The 17,679-nt window shown below is 49.8% G+C and carries 18 protein-coding genes and 1 pseudogene; 14 read left to right on the forward strand and 5 right to left on the reverse strand.

Going from position 1 to position 17,679, the window contains the following annotated elements; translation table 11 throughout:
* Window positions 1-48: 48 nt before the first annotated feature.
* Window positions 49-567: a hypothetical protein gene (locus ACZ46I_RS04685; RefSeq protein ID WP_464281594.1), complete on the forward strand. Its 519-nt coding sequence runs from the start codon at window positions 49-51 to the stop codon at window positions 565-567.
* Here ACZ46I_RS04685 and ACZ46I_RS04690 read toward each other — a convergent pair.
* From ACZ46I_RS04690 to ACZ46I_RS04705, 4 genes and pseudogenes are all read right to left on the reverse strand, one after another.
* Window positions 551-1,474, reverse strand: coding sequence for a lysylphosphatidylglycerol synthase transmembrane domain-containing protein (locus tag ACZ46I_RS04690; protein ID WP_464281595.1), 924 nt, complete (start codon window positions 1,472-1,474; stop codon window positions 551-553). The two genes, ACZ46I_RS04685 and ACZ46I_RS04690, sit on opposite strands and share 17 nt — an antisense overlap.
* A gap of 15 nt (window positions 1,475-1,489) precedes the next feature.
* Window positions 1,490-2,068: pseudogene (locus ACZ46I_RS04695) on the reverse strand (UbiA family prenyltransferase); the annotation flags it as partial.
* Window positions 2,069-2,076: 8 nt separating this feature from the next.
* Window positions 2,077-3,291: an ISL3 family transposase gene (locus ACZ46I_RS04700; RefSeq protein ID WP_464281596.1), complete on the reverse strand. Its 1,215-nt coding sequence runs from the start codon at window positions 3,289-3,291 to the stop codon at window positions 2,077-2,079.
* A gap of 62 nt (window positions 3,292-3,353) precedes the next feature.
* On the reverse strand, window positions 3,354-4,256 hold the full coding sequence (locus ACZ46I_RS04705) for a UbiA family prenyltransferase (protein WP_464281597.1): 903 nt from the start codon (window positions 4,254-4,256) through the stop codon (window positions 3,354-3,356).
* Window positions 4,257-4,555: 299 nt separating this feature from the next.
* On the opposite strand from ACZ46I_RS04705, the gene ACZ46I_RS04710 reads away from it, so the two are divergent.
* From ACZ46I_RS04710 to hepT, 11 genes are all read left to right on the forward strand, one after another.
* A complete protein-coding gene (locus ACZ46I_RS04710; RefSeq protein ID WP_464281598.1) occupies window positions 4,556-5,869 on the forward strand; it encodes an FAD-binding oxidoreductase in 1,314 nt (437 codons plus the stop codon).
* Entirely contained in the window at window positions 5,870-6,610 is a 741-nt protein-coding gene (locus ACZ46I_RS04715; protein WP_464281599.1) for an SDR family oxidoreductase, read from the forward strand. It abuts the gene before it with no gap.
* Window positions 6,611-6,625: 15 nt separating this feature from the next.
* Window positions 6,626-7,501 carry a glucose-1-phosphate thymidylyltransferase RfbA gene (rfbA, locus tag ACZ46I_RS04720; RefSeq protein WP_464281600.1) on the forward strand — a complete coding sequence of 292 codons (876 nt, stop codon included), beginning with the start codon at window positions 6,626-6,628 and terminating at the stop codon, window positions 7,499-7,501.
* 67 nt (window positions 7,502-7,568) lie between these two features.
* Complete coding sequence (rfbC, locus tag ACZ46I_RS04725; protein ID WP_464281601.1) at window positions 7,569-8,138, forward strand: dTDP-4-dehydrorhamnose 3,5-epimerase; 570 nt, start codon at window positions 7,569-7,571, stop codon at window positions 8,136-8,138.
* Entirely contained in the window at window positions 8,131-8,991 is an 861-nt protein-coding gene (gene rfbD, locus ACZ46I_RS04730; RefSeq protein WP_464281602.1) for a dTDP-4-dehydrorhamnose reductase, read from the forward strand. The genes rfbC and rfbD overlap by 8 nt, the downstream gene beginning before the upstream one ends.
* On the forward strand, window positions 8,988-10,073 hold the full coding sequence (gene rfbB, locus ACZ46I_RS04735; protein WP_464281603.1) for a dTDP-glucose 4,6-dehydratase: 1,086 nt from the start codon (window positions 8,988-8,990) through the stop codon (window positions 10,071-10,073). Before rfbD ends, rfbB begins: the two co-directional genes overlap by 4 nt.
* A gap of 364 nt (window positions 10,074-10,437) precedes the next feature.
* Window positions 10,438-11,688, forward strand: coding sequence for an ATP-binding protein (locus ACZ46I_RS04740; protein ID WP_464281604.1), 1,251 nt, complete (start codon window positions 10,438-10,440; stop codon window positions 11,686-11,688).
* 151 nt (window positions 11,689-11,839) lie between these two features.
* Entirely contained in the window at window positions 11,840-12,193 is a 354-nt protein-coding gene (locus ACZ46I_RS04745) for a Fic family protein (RefSeq protein WP_464281605.1), read from the forward strand.
* Window positions 12,183-12,452 carry a hypothetical protein gene (locus ACZ46I_RS04750; protein ID WP_464281606.1) on the forward strand — a complete coding sequence of 90 codons (270 nt, stop codon included), beginning with the start codon at window positions 12,183-12,185 and terminating at the stop codon, window positions 12,450-12,452. The genes ACZ46I_RS04745 and ACZ46I_RS04750 overlap by 11 nt, the downstream gene beginning before the upstream one ends.
* 328 nt (window positions 12,453-12,780) lie before the next feature.
* A complete protein-coding gene (gene mntA, locus ACZ46I_RS04755) occupies window positions 12,781-13,173 on the forward strand; it encodes a type VII toxin-antitoxin system MntA family adenylyltransferase antitoxin (RefSeq protein ID WP_464281607.1) in 393 nt (130 codons plus the stop codon).
* Window positions 13,166-13,591, forward strand: coding sequence for a type VII toxin-antitoxin system HepT family RNase toxin (gene hepT, locus ACZ46I_RS04760; RefSeq protein WP_464281608.1), 426 nt, complete (start codon window positions 13,166-13,168; stop codon window positions 13,589-13,591). The genes mntA and hepT overlap by 8 nt, the downstream gene beginning before the upstream one ends.
* Before the next feature lie 290 nt (window positions 13,592-13,881).
* Here hepT and ACZ46I_RS04765 read toward each other — a convergent pair whose 3' ends face one another.
* Window positions 13,882-14,865, reverse strand: coding sequence for an Rpn family recombination-promoting nuclease/putative transposase (locus ACZ46I_RS04765; RefSeq protein WP_464281609.1), 984 nt, complete (start codon window positions 14,863-14,865; stop codon window positions 13,882-13,884).
* Between the two features lie 715 nt (window positions 14,866-15,580).
* Between ACZ46I_RS04765 and ACZ46I_RS04770 the strand changes: the two genes are divergently transcribed.
* The gene (locus ACZ46I_RS04770; RefSeq protein WP_464281610.1) at window positions 15,581-16,705 is read left to right on the forward strand and encodes a hypothetical protein; all 1,125 of its coding nucleotides are present in this window, start codon (window positions 15,581-15,583) and stop codon (window positions 16,703-16,705) included.
* 17 nt (window positions 16,706-16,722) lie between these two features.
* Entirely contained in the window at window positions 16,723-17,640 is a 918-nt protein-coding gene (locus tag ACZ46I_RS04775) for a cytochrome c3 family protein (RefSeq protein WP_464281611.1), read from the forward strand.
* Window positions 17,641-17,679: the final 39 nt, after the last annotated feature.

A 17,679-nucleotide genomic window follows, 5' to 3' on the forward strand; every position in this document is an offset into this window, starting at 1 on the left:
TGAATGATCTTTTGTGGATCATTCTACAGCGAAACATTGCTCGGGTCAATGATTATTTATGGACAAGTTCTTAGTGATGAATCTGCTGGGAAAAGTGGATTTATTGGTTACGTTAAGGAATCCAATATACGTGAGAAGATGATCATGCATGTGGTTGCGCCCGAGGTAGGCCGCATGAGCACTTTTGAGTTTATGCCCCCAGTGCTGAAGGATTATCAGGAAAACGCGACCTACAGCAGGGAAGTGCTGCCAGGATATCGAGTTTATGGTTCCCATATCACCGGGGATAGTGATTTGGCCCAAATGACTTTTCCTTTGGGTCGTGAAAATGAAATTCTGTATATCACCGGTCCGATAGCCCATAACCAGAGAATACGAATTTTTCGCCAAGGCCAGGTGCGTCATGAGGCGGTTTTGCAAAGGAGCACTTCGTGGCGAAACCTTGATTTGGACGCCTCTTTTTTCGATGGTTTGCATACTCTTCAGATAATTGACAATGGTGCCAAATGGGGTGAGTGGTCTGGTATTGCCGTAAGGGAGGAGACACCTGCTATTTTAGAGCAATGATTGATATGAACCCAATGCAGGTGGCAAGCCAGAGGGTAAGGAGTCGGATAAGAATTGCCAGCCCTAGTCCCAAGGCCAGTGGAGTGCCGCAGGACAGAAGTAGTGCGACTATCGCGACTTCGGTTGAACCGACTCCCCCGGGGATGAAGGTGATAGCCCCGGCAAGCATGGCGGCGGGGTATATACTTGCCAGAAAGAGTCCGTTTGCTTGGATGTTCACTGAGTAACAGAGCACTGCAAAAGCCAGTGAAAGGCACAGCCAGGCGATCAGACCAGATGTGAAGTAATATGGCATTTTTCTTGAGGCGACTCCAAGGCTGACGCGCACGCGAACCATGGCAAGAAAGCGGAAAATCCTGGCATGCCAGCGCTTTGGCGCGAGAAGGCTTGTGCTCTGCGCAAGCACAAGGAAAAATCGCCTGATCCTGGTGGCTGCCAGGACGAAAGCGATCAGGGCCAGCGTCGCAATGCCAACAAGGGAAAATTCGGGCCTTGAGAAAAAGATCAGCGAGGCAAGGGCACTTACCGCGAGAAGGTCGAAAAATCGTTCTATGACAAAAGCAGAAAATACTTTCTGAGGTGATATGCCCACCTTGCGGTAGTAAAGAGCGCGTGATAACTCACCCGCTTTTCCTGGTGTGGCGGTATAGGCAAAGCCAGCCAGGTACGCCAGTAATCCGAAAAGCCATGGGGTAGTGCTGCGCTGCTCAAGCAGGATGGTTCTCCATCGCATGTACCGGATCAGCAGATTGGCTATGGACAGGATAAGTGCTGTCGCTACTGCCCAGGCTGGTGCGATTGTGACTGCAGAAAGGTCCAGGTAGCTGTCCAGCCAGTAAAGGGCAAGTCCGTAGAGTAACGCGAGTCCGATCAGCCAGGTTCCGTTTATTTTTTTTATTGCGTTCACGAAAGGCTCCAGCTGCTATACGAGGCTTGCGGCTACAAAGATTATACCAAGCATGGCTCCGGTAATCTGGCTTGCGCGATCTTTTGCGGCAAAGACCACGGGGTCGTCGTGCATTTGCCCACGATGCGCCAGCAACCATGTGCGGCTTATCCAGTAAAGAAGTACGGGGCATGCGAGCCACATGATCTTGGGTTGAGAGTAGAGTTGCAGGGTGCTCTCGTCCTGGATGTAGAGTGCGAGCACCAGCACGGACAGGTATCCTGAAGCTGCTCCGAGTGATGCGATAAGCTCCAGGTCTTTGGGGTAATAACCCCTCCCTCTTGTCTGCTCTTTTTTTCCTTCCTGTTTTGCGTTGTGGAGTTCTGTATATCGTTTTACCAGAGCAAGGCTCAGGAAAATAAACATGGAGAATGCGAGCATCCAGAAGGTTAGCGCCAGCTGAAGCGCGGTTGCTCCTGCGATAATGCGGGTTGTATAGAGCGCGGCCAGGCTCACGACATCAACCATGACAATCCGCTTGAGCCAGAATGAGTAGGCAAGGGTCAGTGTGTAGTACCCCGCAAGAACCACAAGGAATTTCCACGGCAGAAACAAAATAGGGTTCATCCGGTTAAAGCGTACTTTGAATTATGGAGGGCCTTTATTCTGAGCTCGAAGAATTCCATATCTCTGTATCCATAGGCTTGCCTTTTGAGGGTATCAATTTTGTTGTTGATCCCCTCAAGTGGTCCTGTTGATATGGGGTGATCATACCAGTTCAGGATTCCCTCTCGGTGCTTCTCCAGCGTTTTGGCCATTTTCTTCAACCCTTTGATGGCTGATGCCTGAGCCCTGTTGATCCAGTCATCGAGGAATACCGTGGCAGCTACCTTGTCAGTTTGTTGCCATATCTGGCGGAGATCTTCTTTCATATAGTAGGCAACCGCCAATGGTCGATTGGCCTGCAGGGCAAGTTCAAGGCGTTCATGATCGCTGGTTTGCTCGCCAATGCTCTGCGGATTTTTGAGAAGCATCCAGCGAGTGCCTTTGAGAATGCTCCTGTCATGCTGACTTGTGAGCTCATGGTACAGCTCGCGGCGAATATCGGTAAGGCGTTCATTCATAAGCTTGACGACATGGAAACGATCAAACACCAACGCAGCAGATGGAAGGTGTTCGAGCACTGCCGACCGGTAAGCCGGACTCATGTCAGCAGCAACGGCTTTGATAGATGACTTGCGACGACCAAGGCGTTTCCAGAAACCATCAAGCGCTTCTGCCTGTTTGCCTGCTCCAACGTATACGACCCTGGCTGAACCAAGGTCAATGACGAGAGTAATGAAGCCATGTTTGCGTCCGGTGTATTTCTCATCAATGGCGATATACTCAAGCCCAGCAAGTGAAGGGCTACTATAGTGATGATGCAGATACCGCTTGAAAATGGACTTGACCAGGTCCCAGCCTATACCAAGAAGCCGTGCTACATCAATGAGGCTCATAGCTTGGGCAAGGGAGACCACATACCGAGCAAATGCATGGGTGTAGGAACACCGTGGAGAGGCTATTTTCAGACTCACCCGCCTGACGCTACCGCACTGAAGGCACTGGATGCGTGGAACGTGGACGTGCAACCAAGTGGACTTGATCCCCAAAGGCAAACCTCGTAACCGACGAATGCTACTGCCTCGCAATATGACAGAACGGCCAAGGCACGCAGGGCAGCGAATCAGCTTTTTACGGGGCCGGACATGGAAATTGATGGTATTGCCGCGATACTGTGTACGGATGTAATCGTAGCCAGCAAGGCCGTAGGCATGGTAAAGAACACTGGTGGGCATGGTGCTTCTCCCGGAATTATTTGGTTGTAATCCCGATAAATGGCACCATGCTCACTTTTTTGTCAATGTATCCTCAATACGGAAGAGCCCAAAATAGTAATGCCAAAGCTTATCAGGAGCAATATGGGGATAAGGGCGACGGCATGCTTGATGGGAAATGAGCCGCTGGCAAGGGGGCGCTTTTTCTTTGAGTGATGGTGGCGGTCATCCTGGAGGTCAAGAAGATCGTTAAGCAGGTAAACGCTGGAAGCGGTCATTCCGAAAACGACAAAGGCTATGAGTGCCCACAGGATGTGCTGGGGCGAGAGGAGCATGTGAGAGGCAGCAAGTGGCACAAAGATCAACAGGTTTTTCATCCACTGGTGAAGCCTGAGTGTTCTGGCCAGTGTTTTGATGTGGTTTGGCCTGGTATGGAATATCTCCCCGGTTTTTCCAAGTTTACGGGCCTTGCTTTCGACGCCAAATTCAGGGTTGACGATATGTGCGGTTTTTGCTGTTTTCCAGACGGGTATATCGGCTTTTGCATTGCCCACATATTCGTAGCTGTTCGCACCAAACCGCTGTGTGAGTTCCTGCTGCTTGTTTGAGGAGGCAAGGTTGCGGTGTTCTGTTGTGCCCAGGGTAAGGTCAAAAATGCCAAGGTGCTCTGCTATTCTGTTGGCGAAAGCCTGATGAGTAGCGGTAGCAAGGACAATTTCTCTGCCTGCAGTTTTTTGTTCCTTGAGCCAGTGCAGAAGTGTCGTATTATATGGCAGGGTTGCTACGTCAATGGTGACGTGCTCAGCCAGGCAAGTCTTTAGGTGACTTTTTCCCTTGAAGAGCCAGATGATAAGCGTAAAGATGCGCAAGGGGTTGCTTTTGATGTACTGGAAGGCGCACTCAATCAGAAAGTCTGAGTCCAGGAGGGTGCCATCAAGATCCACAACGATGGGTGACGCGCTCTTGATGGGGGTGTCTTCTGGCATGTGATTCTTCCTTAATGAATTATTTTATTATCATTTGCGATTTCGCAGTATAATGTTGTATATCCCATGGGGCAATAATTATTCTGGTCAATTTTAGAAAAAACTCATCTGCGGCGAAGGTTTGATCAAAGCGTCTAAAAGGGAGATTTTTTCGCAGAAAGCTGATGGGCGCACAGTGCCTTGGAATACTCTGGTGTGCCTGTCATGGCCTCTGTGTTCTCTGTGGCAAAGCTTCTTTCTCTGTTCCTGGCTTCTAGGCTCAATAAACGCTAATGTTGTACTTCTGAAAAGGCAGTTTGATGAAAACACAAAAACAGCAATTGACTGCATGGGGGCGTTTCCCTGTTGTTGAGTCGGAGCGCGTATTATTTTCACACTATGATGAGCTGGCTGATGGGGTGAGTTCCAGTAGTGAGCTTATTGCATTTGGTAATGGCAGAAGTTATGGGGATAGTGCCCTTTCTTCAGTAGTTGCACCCATGCTGTGCAGCAACCGTTTTCTCGGTTTTGATGAGGCATCCGGGGTTTTGACTTGTGAGGCAGGGGTTTTGTTGTCTGATATCATAAAGGTGTTTTTGCCACGTGGTTGGTTTCTCAAGGTAACTCCTGGGACAAAACTGATCACTGTGGGTGGGGCCATTGCGTGCGATATCCATGGTAAGAATCACCATGTCGAGGGTTGTTTCAGCGAGTGTGTTGAGTCTTTCAGAATGATGCTTGCAGATGGTTCAGTGGTCGAATGCTCCCGATCTGAGAACAGGGAGCTTTTTCTGGCGACCTGTGGTGGCATGGGGTTGACGGGCATAATTTTGCAGGCGACTCTCGCCTTGAAGCCGGTAAAATCTCAAAATATTCGTCAGACTACGATCAAAACGCGGAATCTCAAAGATACCTTCGAGGCTTTTGAGGCGTACTCGGGGCAGCCATATTCCGTAGCATGGATTGATTGTCTCGCCAAGGGCAAGAGTTTAGGGCGCAGTATATTGATGGTTGGCGATTTTGCTGATGATGGCGATATAAATTATGTTGAAAAGCGTTCCCTTTCTGTCCCTTTGGATTTCCCGACTTTTGCTCTCAACACGCTGAGCGTAAAGGCATTTAACATGCTCTATTATGGCAAGGCCAAAATGGGGGAATCTCAGCAAACTGTGGGAGTGGACTCCTTTTTCTATCCGCTTGATGCACTGAATAATTGGAACCGAATTTACGGAAAAGCTGGATTTACACAGTATCAGTTTATTTTGCCTAAGTCTGTCAGCTATGAAGGTTTGTCGGAAATCTTATCCGCGATTGCCGCAAGTGGCAGAGGTTCGTTTCTTGCTGTGCTGAAGCTTTATGGGCCGGCAAACGAAAATTATCTTTCCTTTCCCCTTGAGGGTTACAGTCTGGCTTTGGATTTCAAGATTGAGAAGGGGCTGTTTCCCTTGCTTGACAGGCTTGACAGTATTGTGGTGAGGCATGGTGGGCGTATATACCTGACCAAGGATGTGCGCGTATCCAGGGAGACGTTTGAGGCGGGTTACCCTGAGCTAGGCAAGTTTATGTCTGTGAGGCAAAGTGTAGATCCGAAGAGAAAATTCGCATCCTTGCAATCAAAGAGACTGGGGTTGTAGATGAGTAAAATGGTTTTGATCCTTGGGGCGAGCAGCGATATCGCAAAGGCAGTGGCACGTGAGCTTGCGGGGCAGGGTTTCGGATTAATTCTGGCTGGCAGAGATATGCAGGAGCTGGAAAAGGATGGTGCTGATTTTGCTCTGCGCTATTCTGTGCCAGTTACTTGCTGTTTCCTTGATATTACGGATTTTGAAAGTCATCAGGACTTTTGGATGGCGCTTAACGTGAAACCATATGGCTGTGTTTGCGCGATTGGGTATATGGGCGTGGAGGAAGAGATACAGAAGAGTCAAAGCGAGGCCAGAAGGGTTATTGACACTAATTTAACTGGTTGCATGAGTGTACTTGACATGATGGCGTCGCATCTTGAGTTGCAAGGTGAAGGCTTCATTATTGGAATTTCCTCAGTTGCCGGTGATCGAGGTCGGGCTTCCAACTACCATTACGGGGCAGCAAAGGCAGGGTTTACGGCTTATCTATCGGGGCTGCGTAATCGGTTCTCTCTTCTGGGAAATAATGTGAAGATACTGACGGTAAAGCCGGGCTTTGTTGATACGCGAATGACTCGTGGTATGAACCTGCCAGCAAAGCTTACAGCACAGCCGGAGCAGGTCGCTCGGGATGTCATGCGAGGGTTACAAAAAAACAAGGGAGTTCTTTATTCCCTTTGGGTATGGCGTTATATCATGCTGATTATTGTCCATATTCCTGAATTTGTTTTTCGAAAAACAAAACTATAGAGTCTGGGAGTTTTCATGAAAGGTATAATTCTTGCTGGCGGTTCAGGAACCCGCATGTATCCGATAACCAAGGGTGTGTCAAAACAACTGATACCGGTTTATGACAAGCCCATGATCTACTATCCCCTTTCCATTCTGATGCTGTCTGGTATTCAGGATATTCTGATTATAACGACTCCTCACGACCAGCAATCTTTCCAGAAGCTTTTGGGAGATGGCAGCGATATTGGGATCCAGTTATCTTATGCTGTGCAGCCAAGTCCTGATGGATTGGCTCAGGCTTTCATTATAGGCGAGGAGTTTATTGGTAATGATGATGTGTGTTTGATTTTAGGGGATAACCTGTTTCATGGCCATGGGTTGGTGGAGATGCTGCAACGTTCAGTAGGGGCAGTCAGGGATCAACGAAGAGCTGTTGTTTTTGGTTACCAGGTGGCGGATCCCCATCGTTACGGAGTAGTGGAGTTTGACAATAAGCTTAATGCAGTGAGTATCGAGGAAAAACCGGCAAATCCAAAAAGCAACTATGCGGTCGTTGGTCTGTACTATTACACAAATGATGTGGTTGACGTTGCGAAGTCTATAAAGCCTTCTGCCAGGGGTGAATTGGAAATTACCACTGTCAATGAGGAGTACCTTAAGCTTGGGAAGCTGAAAGTGGAGCTCATGGGCAGAGGGTATGCGTGGCTTGACACAGGAACGCATGAAAGCCTGCTTGAGGCCAGTAATTTCATTGAGGTAATTGAAAAGCGCCAGGGTCTCAAGATTGCCTGTATAGAAGAGATTGCTTTTCAGATGGGCTATATTGATCGTGAGCAGCTTTTGTATCTTGCTAAACCATTGGAGAAAAACCAGTACGGGCAGTATCTGATGAGGCTGGCGAATAGATAGGTCTTCATGAACTGAGGCTGTTCTGTGGAGTTTTTCAACAAATTACGGTCATTTTTCTGGGGTTGATATGAAAATTATTTCGACAGAATTACGAGATGTCTGTTTGATCGAGCCTAAAGTTTTCGGCGATGATCGCGGCTATTTCATGGAAACGTTTCGCGGAGATTTGCTGCGCGATGCTCTTGGGTTTGACGTGACTTTTGTCCAGGATAATGAGTCGCTTTCGTGTCGTGGTGTTTTGAGAGGGTTGCACTATCAGCTTCCTCCGTTTGCCCAGAGCAAACTGGTGAGAGTGGTTCAGGGGTGTGTGCTGGACGTAGCGGTGGATATCCGCAAAGGAAGCGCAACCTTTGGCAAACACGTGGCCTACGAGCTTTCTGCTGAAAACAAGCGACAGTTATTTATTCCTCGGGGCTTTGCTCACGCGTTTGTGGTGCTTTCTGAAACTGCGGTCTTTCAATACAAGGTGGATAATTTCTACTCAAAGGAGTGCGACAGGGGGATTGCATTTGATGATCCTGCGCTCGGAATTGACTGGGGGCTGGCAAAGGATCAATTGATTCTTTCCGAAAAAGACAGGCAGCAGCCGCTTCTGAAGAATGCGGAAGTTTTCTCCTGCGAGCAGCTTTATGGCTAAGGTGCTGGTTACAGGAGCTTCTGGGCAGCTCGGTTACGAGCTTTCAAGGTTGCTTGGTGAAAAGTTCTTCGGAGTAGATGTGAATGAGCTTGATATTACCGATGCGCATGCGGTCCTCAGCTCTTTTGCGGGTCAAGAAATTGAAGCTATAGTGAATTGCGCTGCGTATACGGCTGTTGACAAGGCCGAGAGCGAGCGCAAGGAGGCTTTTGGTGTCAATGAGTTTGGTGCGAAAAATATTGCGGCCCTTGCCAGCAAAATGAACATTCCGCTGATACATGTATCAACGGATTTTGTGTTTGATGGTAAAAAATCCAGCCCTTATACCGAAGACGACAGTGTGAACCCTTTAAGTGTTTATGGTGCGAGCAAGCTGGCTGGAGAAAACGCTGTGTTGCGTGAGTGCAGCAGTGCGGTTATTCTTCGTACAAGTTGGCTCTATTCATCACACGGCAAGAACTTTGTGAAGACCATGCTGCATTATGGGCGCGAGCGAGGGCACTTGCGCGTAATTTATGACCAGGTAGGAACTCCCACGTATGCTGCCGACCTGGCCGCAGCTATTGTTCATATTCTTCCACAGGCGCACAAAGGTTTTGGGCAGGTTTTTCACTTTTCCAATGAGGGTGTTGCGAGCTGGTATGATTTCGCCCATGCAATTCTCGGGATTGCTGGTGTGCCATGTACTATAGAGCCGATTCAGACTCATGAGTATCCAACACCCGCAACGCGCCCCCAGTATAGCGTAATGGACAAGTCTCATGTGAAGCGTACTTTTAGTGTAGTTATTCCGCACTGGCGGGATTCGTTGGTAAAGTGTCTGGATATACTGGGCAAGGAGGGTGAGAAATGAAGAAGATTCTCGTCACTGGCGGTGCAGGTTTTATTGGTTCTGCTGTTATCCGCCACCTGATTAGCAATACAGATCATCATGTTGTGAACGTGGACAAGTTGACTTATGCGGGAAACCTTGAGTCGCTGGTCAGCGTGAGCGCGAGTGAGCGTTACTGTTTTGAACAGGTGGATATCTGCGACGCTGTTGAGGTGAAACGAGTATTCGAGACGCATCAGCCCGACATCGTAATGCACCTTGCTGCGGAAAGTCATGTGGATCGTTCCATAGACGGTCCGGCAGAGTTTATTCAGACAAATATTGTGGGAACCTATGTGCTGCTTGAGCAGGCAAGAAAGTATTGGCTGGGGCTTGGGGAGCGGCAGCAATGTTTCCGGTTCCACCACATTTCGACAGATGAAGTGTATGGTGATTTGCCCCATCCGGATGAAAGTGAAGTGCGACCCCTTCCGCTTTTTACGGAGAGCACGACCTATGCGCCAAGTTCTCCCTATAGTGCGAGCAAGGCGAGCTCGGATCATCTTGTGCGCGCGTGGCACAGAACCTATGGCTTACCTGTGGTTTTGACGAATTGTTCAAATAATTATGGGCCATACCATTTTCCGGAAAAACTTATTCCACTGATGATCCTGAACGCCTTGGAGGGTAAGCCATTGCCGGTTTATGGTAAAGGCGATCAAATTCGTGACTGGTTGTATGTTGAAGACCATGCGCGAGCGCTCGTGCTTGTCGCAACGAGCGGAAAAATTGGATCGACGTACAATATCGGCGGACATAATGAGCGACGAAACCTTGATGTTGTTCACACGATATGTGACCTCCTGGAAGAGTTGGCGCCAAAAAAGCCAGCTGGTGTTGCAAACTTTCGTGAGCTTATTGCTTACGTTGCAGATCGTCCGGGGCATGACCGCCGTTATGCGATTGACGCCAGCAAGATTCACGACGAGCTTGGTTGGGTTCCAGATGAGACTTTTGAAAGTGGCATTCGGAAAACCATTTCGTGGTATCTGGAAAATCAGGAATGGTGTAAGCGGGTTCAGGATGGGAGCTATCAGCGTGAACGGCTTGGTGTTGTGAAGTAGCCTGAACTCCAGCTGAGAGATTCTGATGCTGGGAGAAGGGGTTCTCCGCTGATTCCGCTGATTTTCGCAGAGAGAGACGAAAGGCAGCAGGAACCGCTTACCGCAGATGGACGCTGAGGAAAAAACTGAGGCTTTCACTGCCTTTCCCTCCGCGTACCCTGCGTCTCAAGTGAGCGCAGCGAGCGAGCGAGAGATATGCCTTTCGGCTGTTTTGCGGTGAGTTTGCGTCGTGATGGGTGAGAAACCAGAAGATGAAGGATGTTTCTTCCATTCTTGCAGTGTCACTGAGGGCACTCGCGAGGGGCAGGGATTCATAAGCAGTTGCGTGCAATGACCCTTGCTTTTGCAGTTTCCATAGGTATACTTGTGGAAATTACAAAGGCAAGGGTGTGCTATGTTCAATCGGTCGCTCAATGATATTATGCATGAAGCCTTGAAGGTATCCCCTGCGGTTCTGGTCTGCGGTTCCAGGCAGGTGGGGAAGTCAACCCTGTGCCTTTCCACGGGGCGGGAATACCGCGTTTTTGACAATCTCAGCGACCGCGAGGCGGCGCTCAATGATCCGGCTGGGTATATCCACTCCCTGCCCAGGCCTGTTGCCATTGATGAGATTCAGAAGGTTCCCCAGGTGCTTGAGGGGATCAAGATAGACATTGATGGCAACCGCATCAACGGCAGTTTCCTTTTGACGGGTTCTGCGAATGTGCTGGACATGAAGCAGGCAAGGGATACCCTGGCGGGCAGAATTATCGAAATAGTCATGTGGCCGCTTTCCCAGAAGGAGATCCACCACAAGCCGAACGAGAATATCATCGACGTGCTGTTCCAGGGGCAAGTGGATGATTTTACCCCGACTGATGTTGCGTATGGGGATATTCTGAAGGCGATCATAGCTGGCGGTTATCCCGAAATTTTAAAGATTTCGTCTGCCAGGGGTCGCTCGCTTTGGTTTGACTCCTATATCAGCACCTATATCGAAAGAGATATCAGGGATATTGGTGAGCTCAGAGATGTTTCCTCTTTTATTCGGTTCTACAATATCGTCGCGCCCAGAAGCGGCAGTCTGCTGAATAAATCAAATCTCGCTTGTGACGCGAATATCTCCGAGCAGACGGTAAGCAACTACCTTTCAATGTTGGTGATGATCTACCAGATATCCCTGCTGCAACCCTACAGCTCGAATATATCCAAGCGATTTATCAAATCACCCAAGTTTTTTATGACTGATAGCGGCATACTGAGCCACCTTGTGGGGATAAGCACCCCGGATGAATTGCTTGCCTCAAACTACAAGGGTAATATCATTGAGACGTTTGTTTACAGTGAATTACTGAAGCATATCAGCTACAGTCAGAGCAAACCCCAAATCTCCCACTACCGTACCAGTGACAGGAAAGAAATAGATTTTATCATCGAAAAAGGCGACAGAATCTTCGCTATAGAAGTAAAGTCATCCCAAGCGGTTACGAAGGAAGCGTTTAAGCATATTGCAGAATTTCAGCGCAAATCACCCAAAGATATTGTGGGGATTGTATTCTATGGCGGAGATTCTATTCTGCCCTTTGGGGATGAGCAGCATCAAAGGTACGCACTTCCCCTGAACCTGTTCTTTTGAGATTGCGTGAGGAATGGGGGGAATACCAAGGCAGCAGGAACCGCTTAACGCAAATGGACGCGAATAAGTGCGAACGGAACACTAAAGGACACCCACTTTGCATGGTAGCGGTTACATTCGAGTTCGCAAGGAAGTTGCAGAATATCCCACCATGGTGTTTCAGTACGAGGAAATGGCAAATGGTTATCTGGTAACACTGAGCTATACCGAACAAAAAATTACGCAAAAATCCTTAGGGGCCAGTGACCAAGCCAGTGACCAAGCCAGTGACCAAGCCAGTGACCAAGCCAGTGACCAAGCCAGTGACCAAGCTATCCTGACTTTTTGTCTGACTCCGAGGAGTGCCGATGAAATTATGACTTATATTGGAGCTAAGCATAAAACATACTTTCGGAGAAATACGTTGAAGCCGCTTTTGGATAAAGGCTTGCTAGAGCCTACAGTTCCTGGAAAGCCAAATAGTCCGAAACAGAAGTACAGAACCAGGGAACAAGATGGAGAATGAATTCTGGAGATGGCGGGTCAGACTAAAGGACACGGTCAGACTAAAGGACACCCACTTTGTCCTTATGAATGAGGATGCGCCGACGATTCTGGTGCGCATGGGTATAGACAGTGAGCGCTTTTCCAAACAGATGCGGGGTGAGGGCGGCAGCTTCCCCACCTTCATGGGAGCCTGCCACTGCCTGCGCGATGCGGCCAGGGAACGGGGAATTGCACTCTGTACGGGGCAGTGGTACAGCCAGGCGGTTGTTCTGCGGTGAGTTTGCGTCGTGAGCGATGGTTGTGATATAGGTTTAATCTCTTAACAGGCTGCTGAAAAACCCTCATCTGCGACGTTGCTCGCAGTCGCGCGTCACTGCAACGTACGGGGAGTACGCTTCATTCCTCGCTCCGCGAGCGCCTTGCACCTGAGCATTTTTCAATTGCCTGCGTATTTTGAGGTATTTCAGCAAGCTGTTAATTGACTGCTCTCGTTACCTTATTGAATGAAGTGCGAAAAAGGTGAGTTACTATAAAAACGTATGCTTGCTCGCTGTCCGCTATTCCCCGACTCACCAAAATCGCCGCAGGTACTTGCTGGAGACCTCAATGGATTTATGCTCCCAACTTGCCAATATGCTTAAGGACGAACAAGAGTTGAAGCTTGCCATTATTTATGGTTCTGTCGCCGCCGGTACCATGCGTCCAAACAGTGATATCGACCTCGCGCTGCTATTCGATCAGCCATTAAGTGCCGAGCGTAAAATGAAGATTACCGCCAGCCTGGAGCGGAAAACACTGAGAACGGTTGACATAGTTGACCTGTCAAGGATATCCGGGGCGATTCTTAAACATGTTTTATGCAAGGGCAAAATCCTTATTCAGAATGAAGAAGGACTCTTTACCCGCCTTGCAAAAACCATGATATATAACCAGACTGACATGATGCCTTATGTGAATCGAACCCTACGGGAAAGACAACGGAGGTTTATTGATGGATAAGGATATTGTGCTGAGTAAACTGGAAAGCCTCCGGCGCTGTATACAACGCATACAAGACAAAACTCCTCCATCATGCCATCTTCTCATCGAAGACTATGATTTACAGGACATCATCGCGCTGAACCTGGAGCGATCAGTCCAATTGTGTGTGGATATAGGGCTCCATATCATCAGTGATCTGGAGGTTCCGGTTCCCGACACCATGGCAAAAACCTTTGTCGTTCTGGAACAGGCAAATTGCCTTGATGGCGAAGTTACCGACCGCATGATAAAAGCGGTAGGGTTCAGAAACACGGCAGTGCATGCATATCAGGAGATTGACTGGAATATCGTCTACTGCATTATCACGGAACACCTCGACGATTTTCGAGCCTTTTCAAGGCAGATACTGTCATTTATGGATTCAACACCGGCCTAGGGTGAGCGCAGCGAACGGGCGAGAGATATTGCCTTTCAGGCTGCTCCAAATACATAAAGAGAAAGAACACCTCTCGCGGAGCCGCAGAGAACGCTGGGTAAGAAAGCAACCAGGGAAAAACTAACTGCCTCTCCCTACCGCGTACCCTGCGCCTCAAGTGAGCGTAGCGAACGGGCGAGAGCAATATTCCATACTTTTCCAATCTGCGGTAATCCGCCGCATCTGCGGATAAATAAGAGGTTGTCCACAGATTTCGCTGATTTTTTCGCAGATAAAGGCAATAGCGCTCTTCAGCGCAGCTCCACCACTTCGTGGGCTGAACCTGCATCAAGTACATTTATGGCATAACGGGAGAGTTCTTCTTCGGTTGCCTGGGTGATGCGGTCATGTACTTCTGGCGGCACAGAGTCGAATCGGCGCTCTATCAGAGCATGCAGGAGTTCGGTTCTTCCTTTGAGTATCCCTCTGGCCTCTCCTCTGGCTTCTCCCCTGGCTTCCCATTCTTTCGTGATTGTGGTCATGACAACCTCCTTGTGCTCATGTACTTTGTCCAGTGAGCGTTGTATCGTTTGTTCATCCAAGTCGTTGTTCACACTTATGGCATAGGTCAAAAACTGGTAAATCAATTCCAGGGTTGTAGGCTTGTCATAGGCGGCTTTGTCAATGAGCACCATAATGGTGGGCAAGACGTCCATGAGGCTTTGCTTGCGTCCATGGTGCAGGATCATCAAAAACGCGCTTGTATCGGGCCGATATACCTGCCTTTGCTGATCCATCTGCGATACATCCCACAGTACATAATCGAAGACCGGGGTGTAGGGGGCCATGGGATCTGGATCATTCACATCCAGCAAATCCACAATCTCTTTGCGGCGCCACTGCCCTTCGCCATGATACAGCACCAGGGGTATGATGGGCGGCAGTCTGGTTGCCTGGGGGTTCTCCCGGAGGTACTTTTGCCACTGGGCGCTCATGTACTTGAGCAGTTGCAGGCTGCACCAGTCGTCGGAATAACTTTTATGCTCAAGCAGCATGTAGATGTAGGCCTGCTTGTCGCTGTTTTTGAAATTTGCCAGAAATACCCGGTCGCTGTAGGTTTTTCTCAGATCATCACTGACGTATGTGGTCTCCAGCCGCTGCAGGGTGGAAAAATCCAACGCTTCAGCAATGTGTGCTGGCATCTCGTGCTGCAGCAGATCCAGCGCCACATTCTCGTGCTCCAGTATTGCCTGTACAAAGGTATCATGTGGATTGTTGATTTTGTCGTCACCCATGGTGCGAGTATAGGTTCAGGGGATTTTGAAGGCAAGTCTTTCTGTGCCTGGGGGATTAGGGGTTGGGAATGGGGAAGGTGTTGGCTATTCTCCAGTCCCCACTCTGCGGATTAAAAATTTCTGTCGTTCAGGAGTTGTGCTGGCCGTAGAGGTTGCTCTGTATTCTTGCTGCTGTTTTAAAATGGCAATTACGCCATATGCTACTGTCACTTCCGTATCCGAAAATTTTTTTTCTGGTGGCAGGAAAATAACCGGAACTGTTACTCTTTTACTTGCAGCTGTTTTGCCCCTCGTTCAGCCTCAATTCCCCCTTTGTTGCAATTTTGTGAACAAGAATTCACTAGATTCAGATTACCCCCAGGAGCTATCTCATTACAGTAAGTGGGAAGTCGAACGCCGTTTCAATGGTCATGGGAAGGAGAGAGATTCCGTGATCACGGCAGCCAGACATGAAATTACGGGCTGAGATGTTTGCCTTCCTACTCTAAGGATCAGTTGGCTGACCTTATCTTCGGGTATTACTTTTTTGAAAGTGTGCCAGCTTTGCTTTTGACTTTGGCACGGATTGTGACTCTGTTCACTTTCTGTTTAATTGAAGAAGGAGGATCTATGGAGTTGTGGCAGCGATTTTGGGCTGCGGCGCTGGTTGCCTTGCTGGCAGCAAGTGCATCGGCCATGACCGTAACCGGCAGGTCGAGTACGGTGCTGGAATGGTATGATACGCCAAGGGGCGATACTGCCGCCTGCCTATCAGTATCTGATGTTGAACGCGCGAAACATCCAGGATACGGGAGTGAATTTTCGCTTCTATGGACGGCTGGGTACGGATCTGAATGATGAGGTGGATGCCGACAGTCGCCTGTACTACGCCTATGGTGAAAAGCGCGGCATCAACGATCGCTTTGATGTGAAGTTCGGTCGTCACCTGGTATTCAACACTGCTGGCTCAGCTATCATGGATGGCGTCACCGTTGACTACAATGATGGTGGCCCCTATACCGCCAGTGTGTTTGGTGGAGGAGACGTCAAGTACTACGAAAGCTATGACAAGAAAGACCTTGTCGCCGGCGGTAAGGTTGGCGGGAAGTTCCTGGACAATAACCTCAAGCTCGGCCTCTCCTACATGCAGAAGTGGGAGGACAGCGCCATAACCCACCAGCTTATTGGCTTTGATGCCTTCTATGATCACAACAACGCCCTGGAAATCTATAACGAATACCAGTTCAACTACCTGTCCGACACCATGAGCTACCTGCTCTTCGGGGTGAATTATTACGCGAATCCAGACTGGCAGGTGCGGGCGGAATATCTCTATTCCAAGCCGGTATTCTCCTCCACGTCCATTTACTCTGTATTTGCCGTTGCTGAGTACGAAGAAGTCATGGGCCAGCTCAGCTACCGTCTGGGGCCAGGCATGTTCGCCTTTGGCCGTCTGACGCACGAGATGTACGAAGAAGTTTCCAATGCCAACGTCATCGAGGCGGGCATAGAGCAGATTCGGGTTGACCGCTTTTCCGGCGGTATCTCTGGTGTGCTGCGCGACCACGAAGAGGGCCAGGACATGTATGGGCTGCGTGCCCGGGCAGCCTACCTGCTGAACCACCAGTACCAGATTGGTGGTGGAGCCAGCATCGATGTGCTTGAGCGTCGTCTGCAGGTCTATGACGGGCAGGAGACCTCCATCGAAGGAATTTACGAAGAAACCAGCCATCGCATCTGGGCTGACGTTACGGCTTTCCTCAGTCGCCGTTCGTCGCTGGAAGCGCGTATTGAACGCATAGAAAGCGACCGCTGGGACGAGTATTACTATGGCCGCATCCGCTTTAACTATCACTTTTAGGCAAAGGAGCTAAACCCATGAACCGCATTTCCTACATCGCATTCATGCTTGCTGCATGTATTGCCCTGGGGGGGCTCTCCGTTGCCGTTGCACAGTTCAGCGCCATGACCTTCAACCATGATCGTCACCTCGCCTATATGGGGGGCATGGACTGCGCCACCTGCCATGGTGAAGGCCTGCAGCAGATAACCCCGGACCCGGCCACCTGTGTCAGTTGCCACGGCAACAGCTTTATGAACGTTGTCACTTACCCCGGTAAAAAGACCCACGGCCCCGCCTGGGCCCTGAACCATGGCCCCATGGCCAAAGCCGGCGTAATGGACTGCATGGCCTGCCACCAGGAATTCACCGACAAAGGTCGTCAGGGGAAAAGTCAACGAGCTACCACCTGTTACGACTGCCACAGCCCCAGCGGCAAGGATGGCGAATTCGGCCCCTTCGGCGGCAGCCTGCACAACGTGCATACCAGTGACTTCTACGTCACCCACCCCCTGGCGGCCCGTACCGACCAGCGACTGTGCGCCAGCTGTCACACCGAAAGCCGCTTCTGCGCCGACTGTCATAATGACTTCAACCGCAACGAGCTGGCCCTGCAGTCTCACCGTCGCAGCTTCAGCGACCTGAGGGTCATCTTTAACCGCGATACGGCCCAGATTCACGAACAGTTTGATGAGAGCCAGTGTATCGCCTGTCACCGGGATGAAAATAACTCCATCGTGATTCCCGCTGATCGCTGGGCTCGCGGCCATGCCATTGAGGCGCGCAAGAACCTGGCCACCTGCCAGGCCTGCCACCCCACCGGCAACACCTGCATCAAGTGCCACAGCGCTCGCGGTGGACTGGGCGTCAATCCCCATCCCAAAGGATGGAGCGGCAGCATGAGCAGCCGCCTTGACAGTGCCAGCAAAGGTCGCACCTGCGCCAAGTGCCATTAACACGTACGTTCAAGATTTGTGATACGCAAAAGGAGAGAG

This window comes from Desulfurispirillum alkaliphilum, from assembly GCF_055378285.1.

Coding starts and splice junctions, on each gene's coding strand:
- ACZ46I_RS04765 (WP_464281609.1), bottom strand. CDS start 14,865: ATGGGTGACGACAAAATCAACAATCCACATGATACCTTTGTACAGGCA.
- rfbB (WP_464281603.1), top strand. CDS start 8,988: ATGAAGAAGATTCTCGTCACTGGCGGTGCAGGTTTTATTGGTTCTGCT.
- hepT (WP_464281608.1), top strand. CDS start 13,166: ATGGATAAGGATATTGTGCTGAGTAAACTGGAAAGCCTCCGGCGCTGT.
- ACZ46I_RS04745 (WP_464281605.1), top strand. CDS start 11,840: ATGGTGTTTCAGTACGAGGAAATGGCAAATGGTTATCTGGTAACACTG.
- ACZ46I_RS04705 (WP_464281597.1), bottom strand. CDS start 4,256: ATGCCAGAAGACACCCCCATCAAGAGCGCGTCACCCATCGTTGTGGAT.
- ACZ46I_RS04700 (WP_464281596.1), bottom strand. CDS start 3,291: ATGCCCACCAGTGTTCTTTACCATGCCTACGGCCTTGCTGGCTACGAT.
- ACZ46I_RS04775 (WP_464281611.1), top strand. CDS start 16,723: ATGAACCGCATTTCCTACATCGCATTCATGCTTGCTGCATGTATTGCC.
- rfbC (WP_464281601.1), top strand. CDS start 7,569: ATGAAAATTATTTCGACAGAATTACGAGATGTCTGTTTGATCGAGCCT.
- ACZ46I_RS04750 (WP_464281606.1), top strand. CDS start 12,183: ATGGAGAATGAATTCTGGAGATGGCGGGTCAGACTAAAGGACACGGTC.
- ACZ46I_RS04710 (WP_464281598.1), top strand. CDS start 4,556: ATGAAAACACAAAAACAGCAATTGACTGCATGGGGGCGTTTCCCTGTT.
- ACZ46I_RS04770 (WP_464281610.1), top strand. CDS start 15,581: ATGATACGCCAAGGGGCGATACTGCCGCCTGCCTATCAGTATCTGATG.
- mntA (WP_464281607.1), top strand. CDS start 12,781: ATGGATTTATGCTCCCAACTTGCCAATATGCTTAAGGACGAACAAGAG.
- ACZ46I_RS04685 (WP_464281594.1), top strand. CDS start 49: ATGATTATTTATGGACAAGTTCTTAGTGATGAATCTGCTGGGAAAAGT.
- rfbD (WP_464281602.1), top strand. CDS start 8,131: ATGGCTAAGGTGCTGGTTACAGGAGCTTCTGGGCAGCTCGGTTACGAG.
- ACZ46I_RS04715 (WP_464281599.1), top strand. CDS start 5,870: ATGAGTAAAATGGTTTTGATCCTTGGGGCGAGCAGCGATATCGCAAAG.
- rfbA (WP_464281600.1), top strand. CDS start 6,626: ATGAAAGGTATAATTCTTGCTGGCGGTTCAGGAACCCGCATGTATCCG.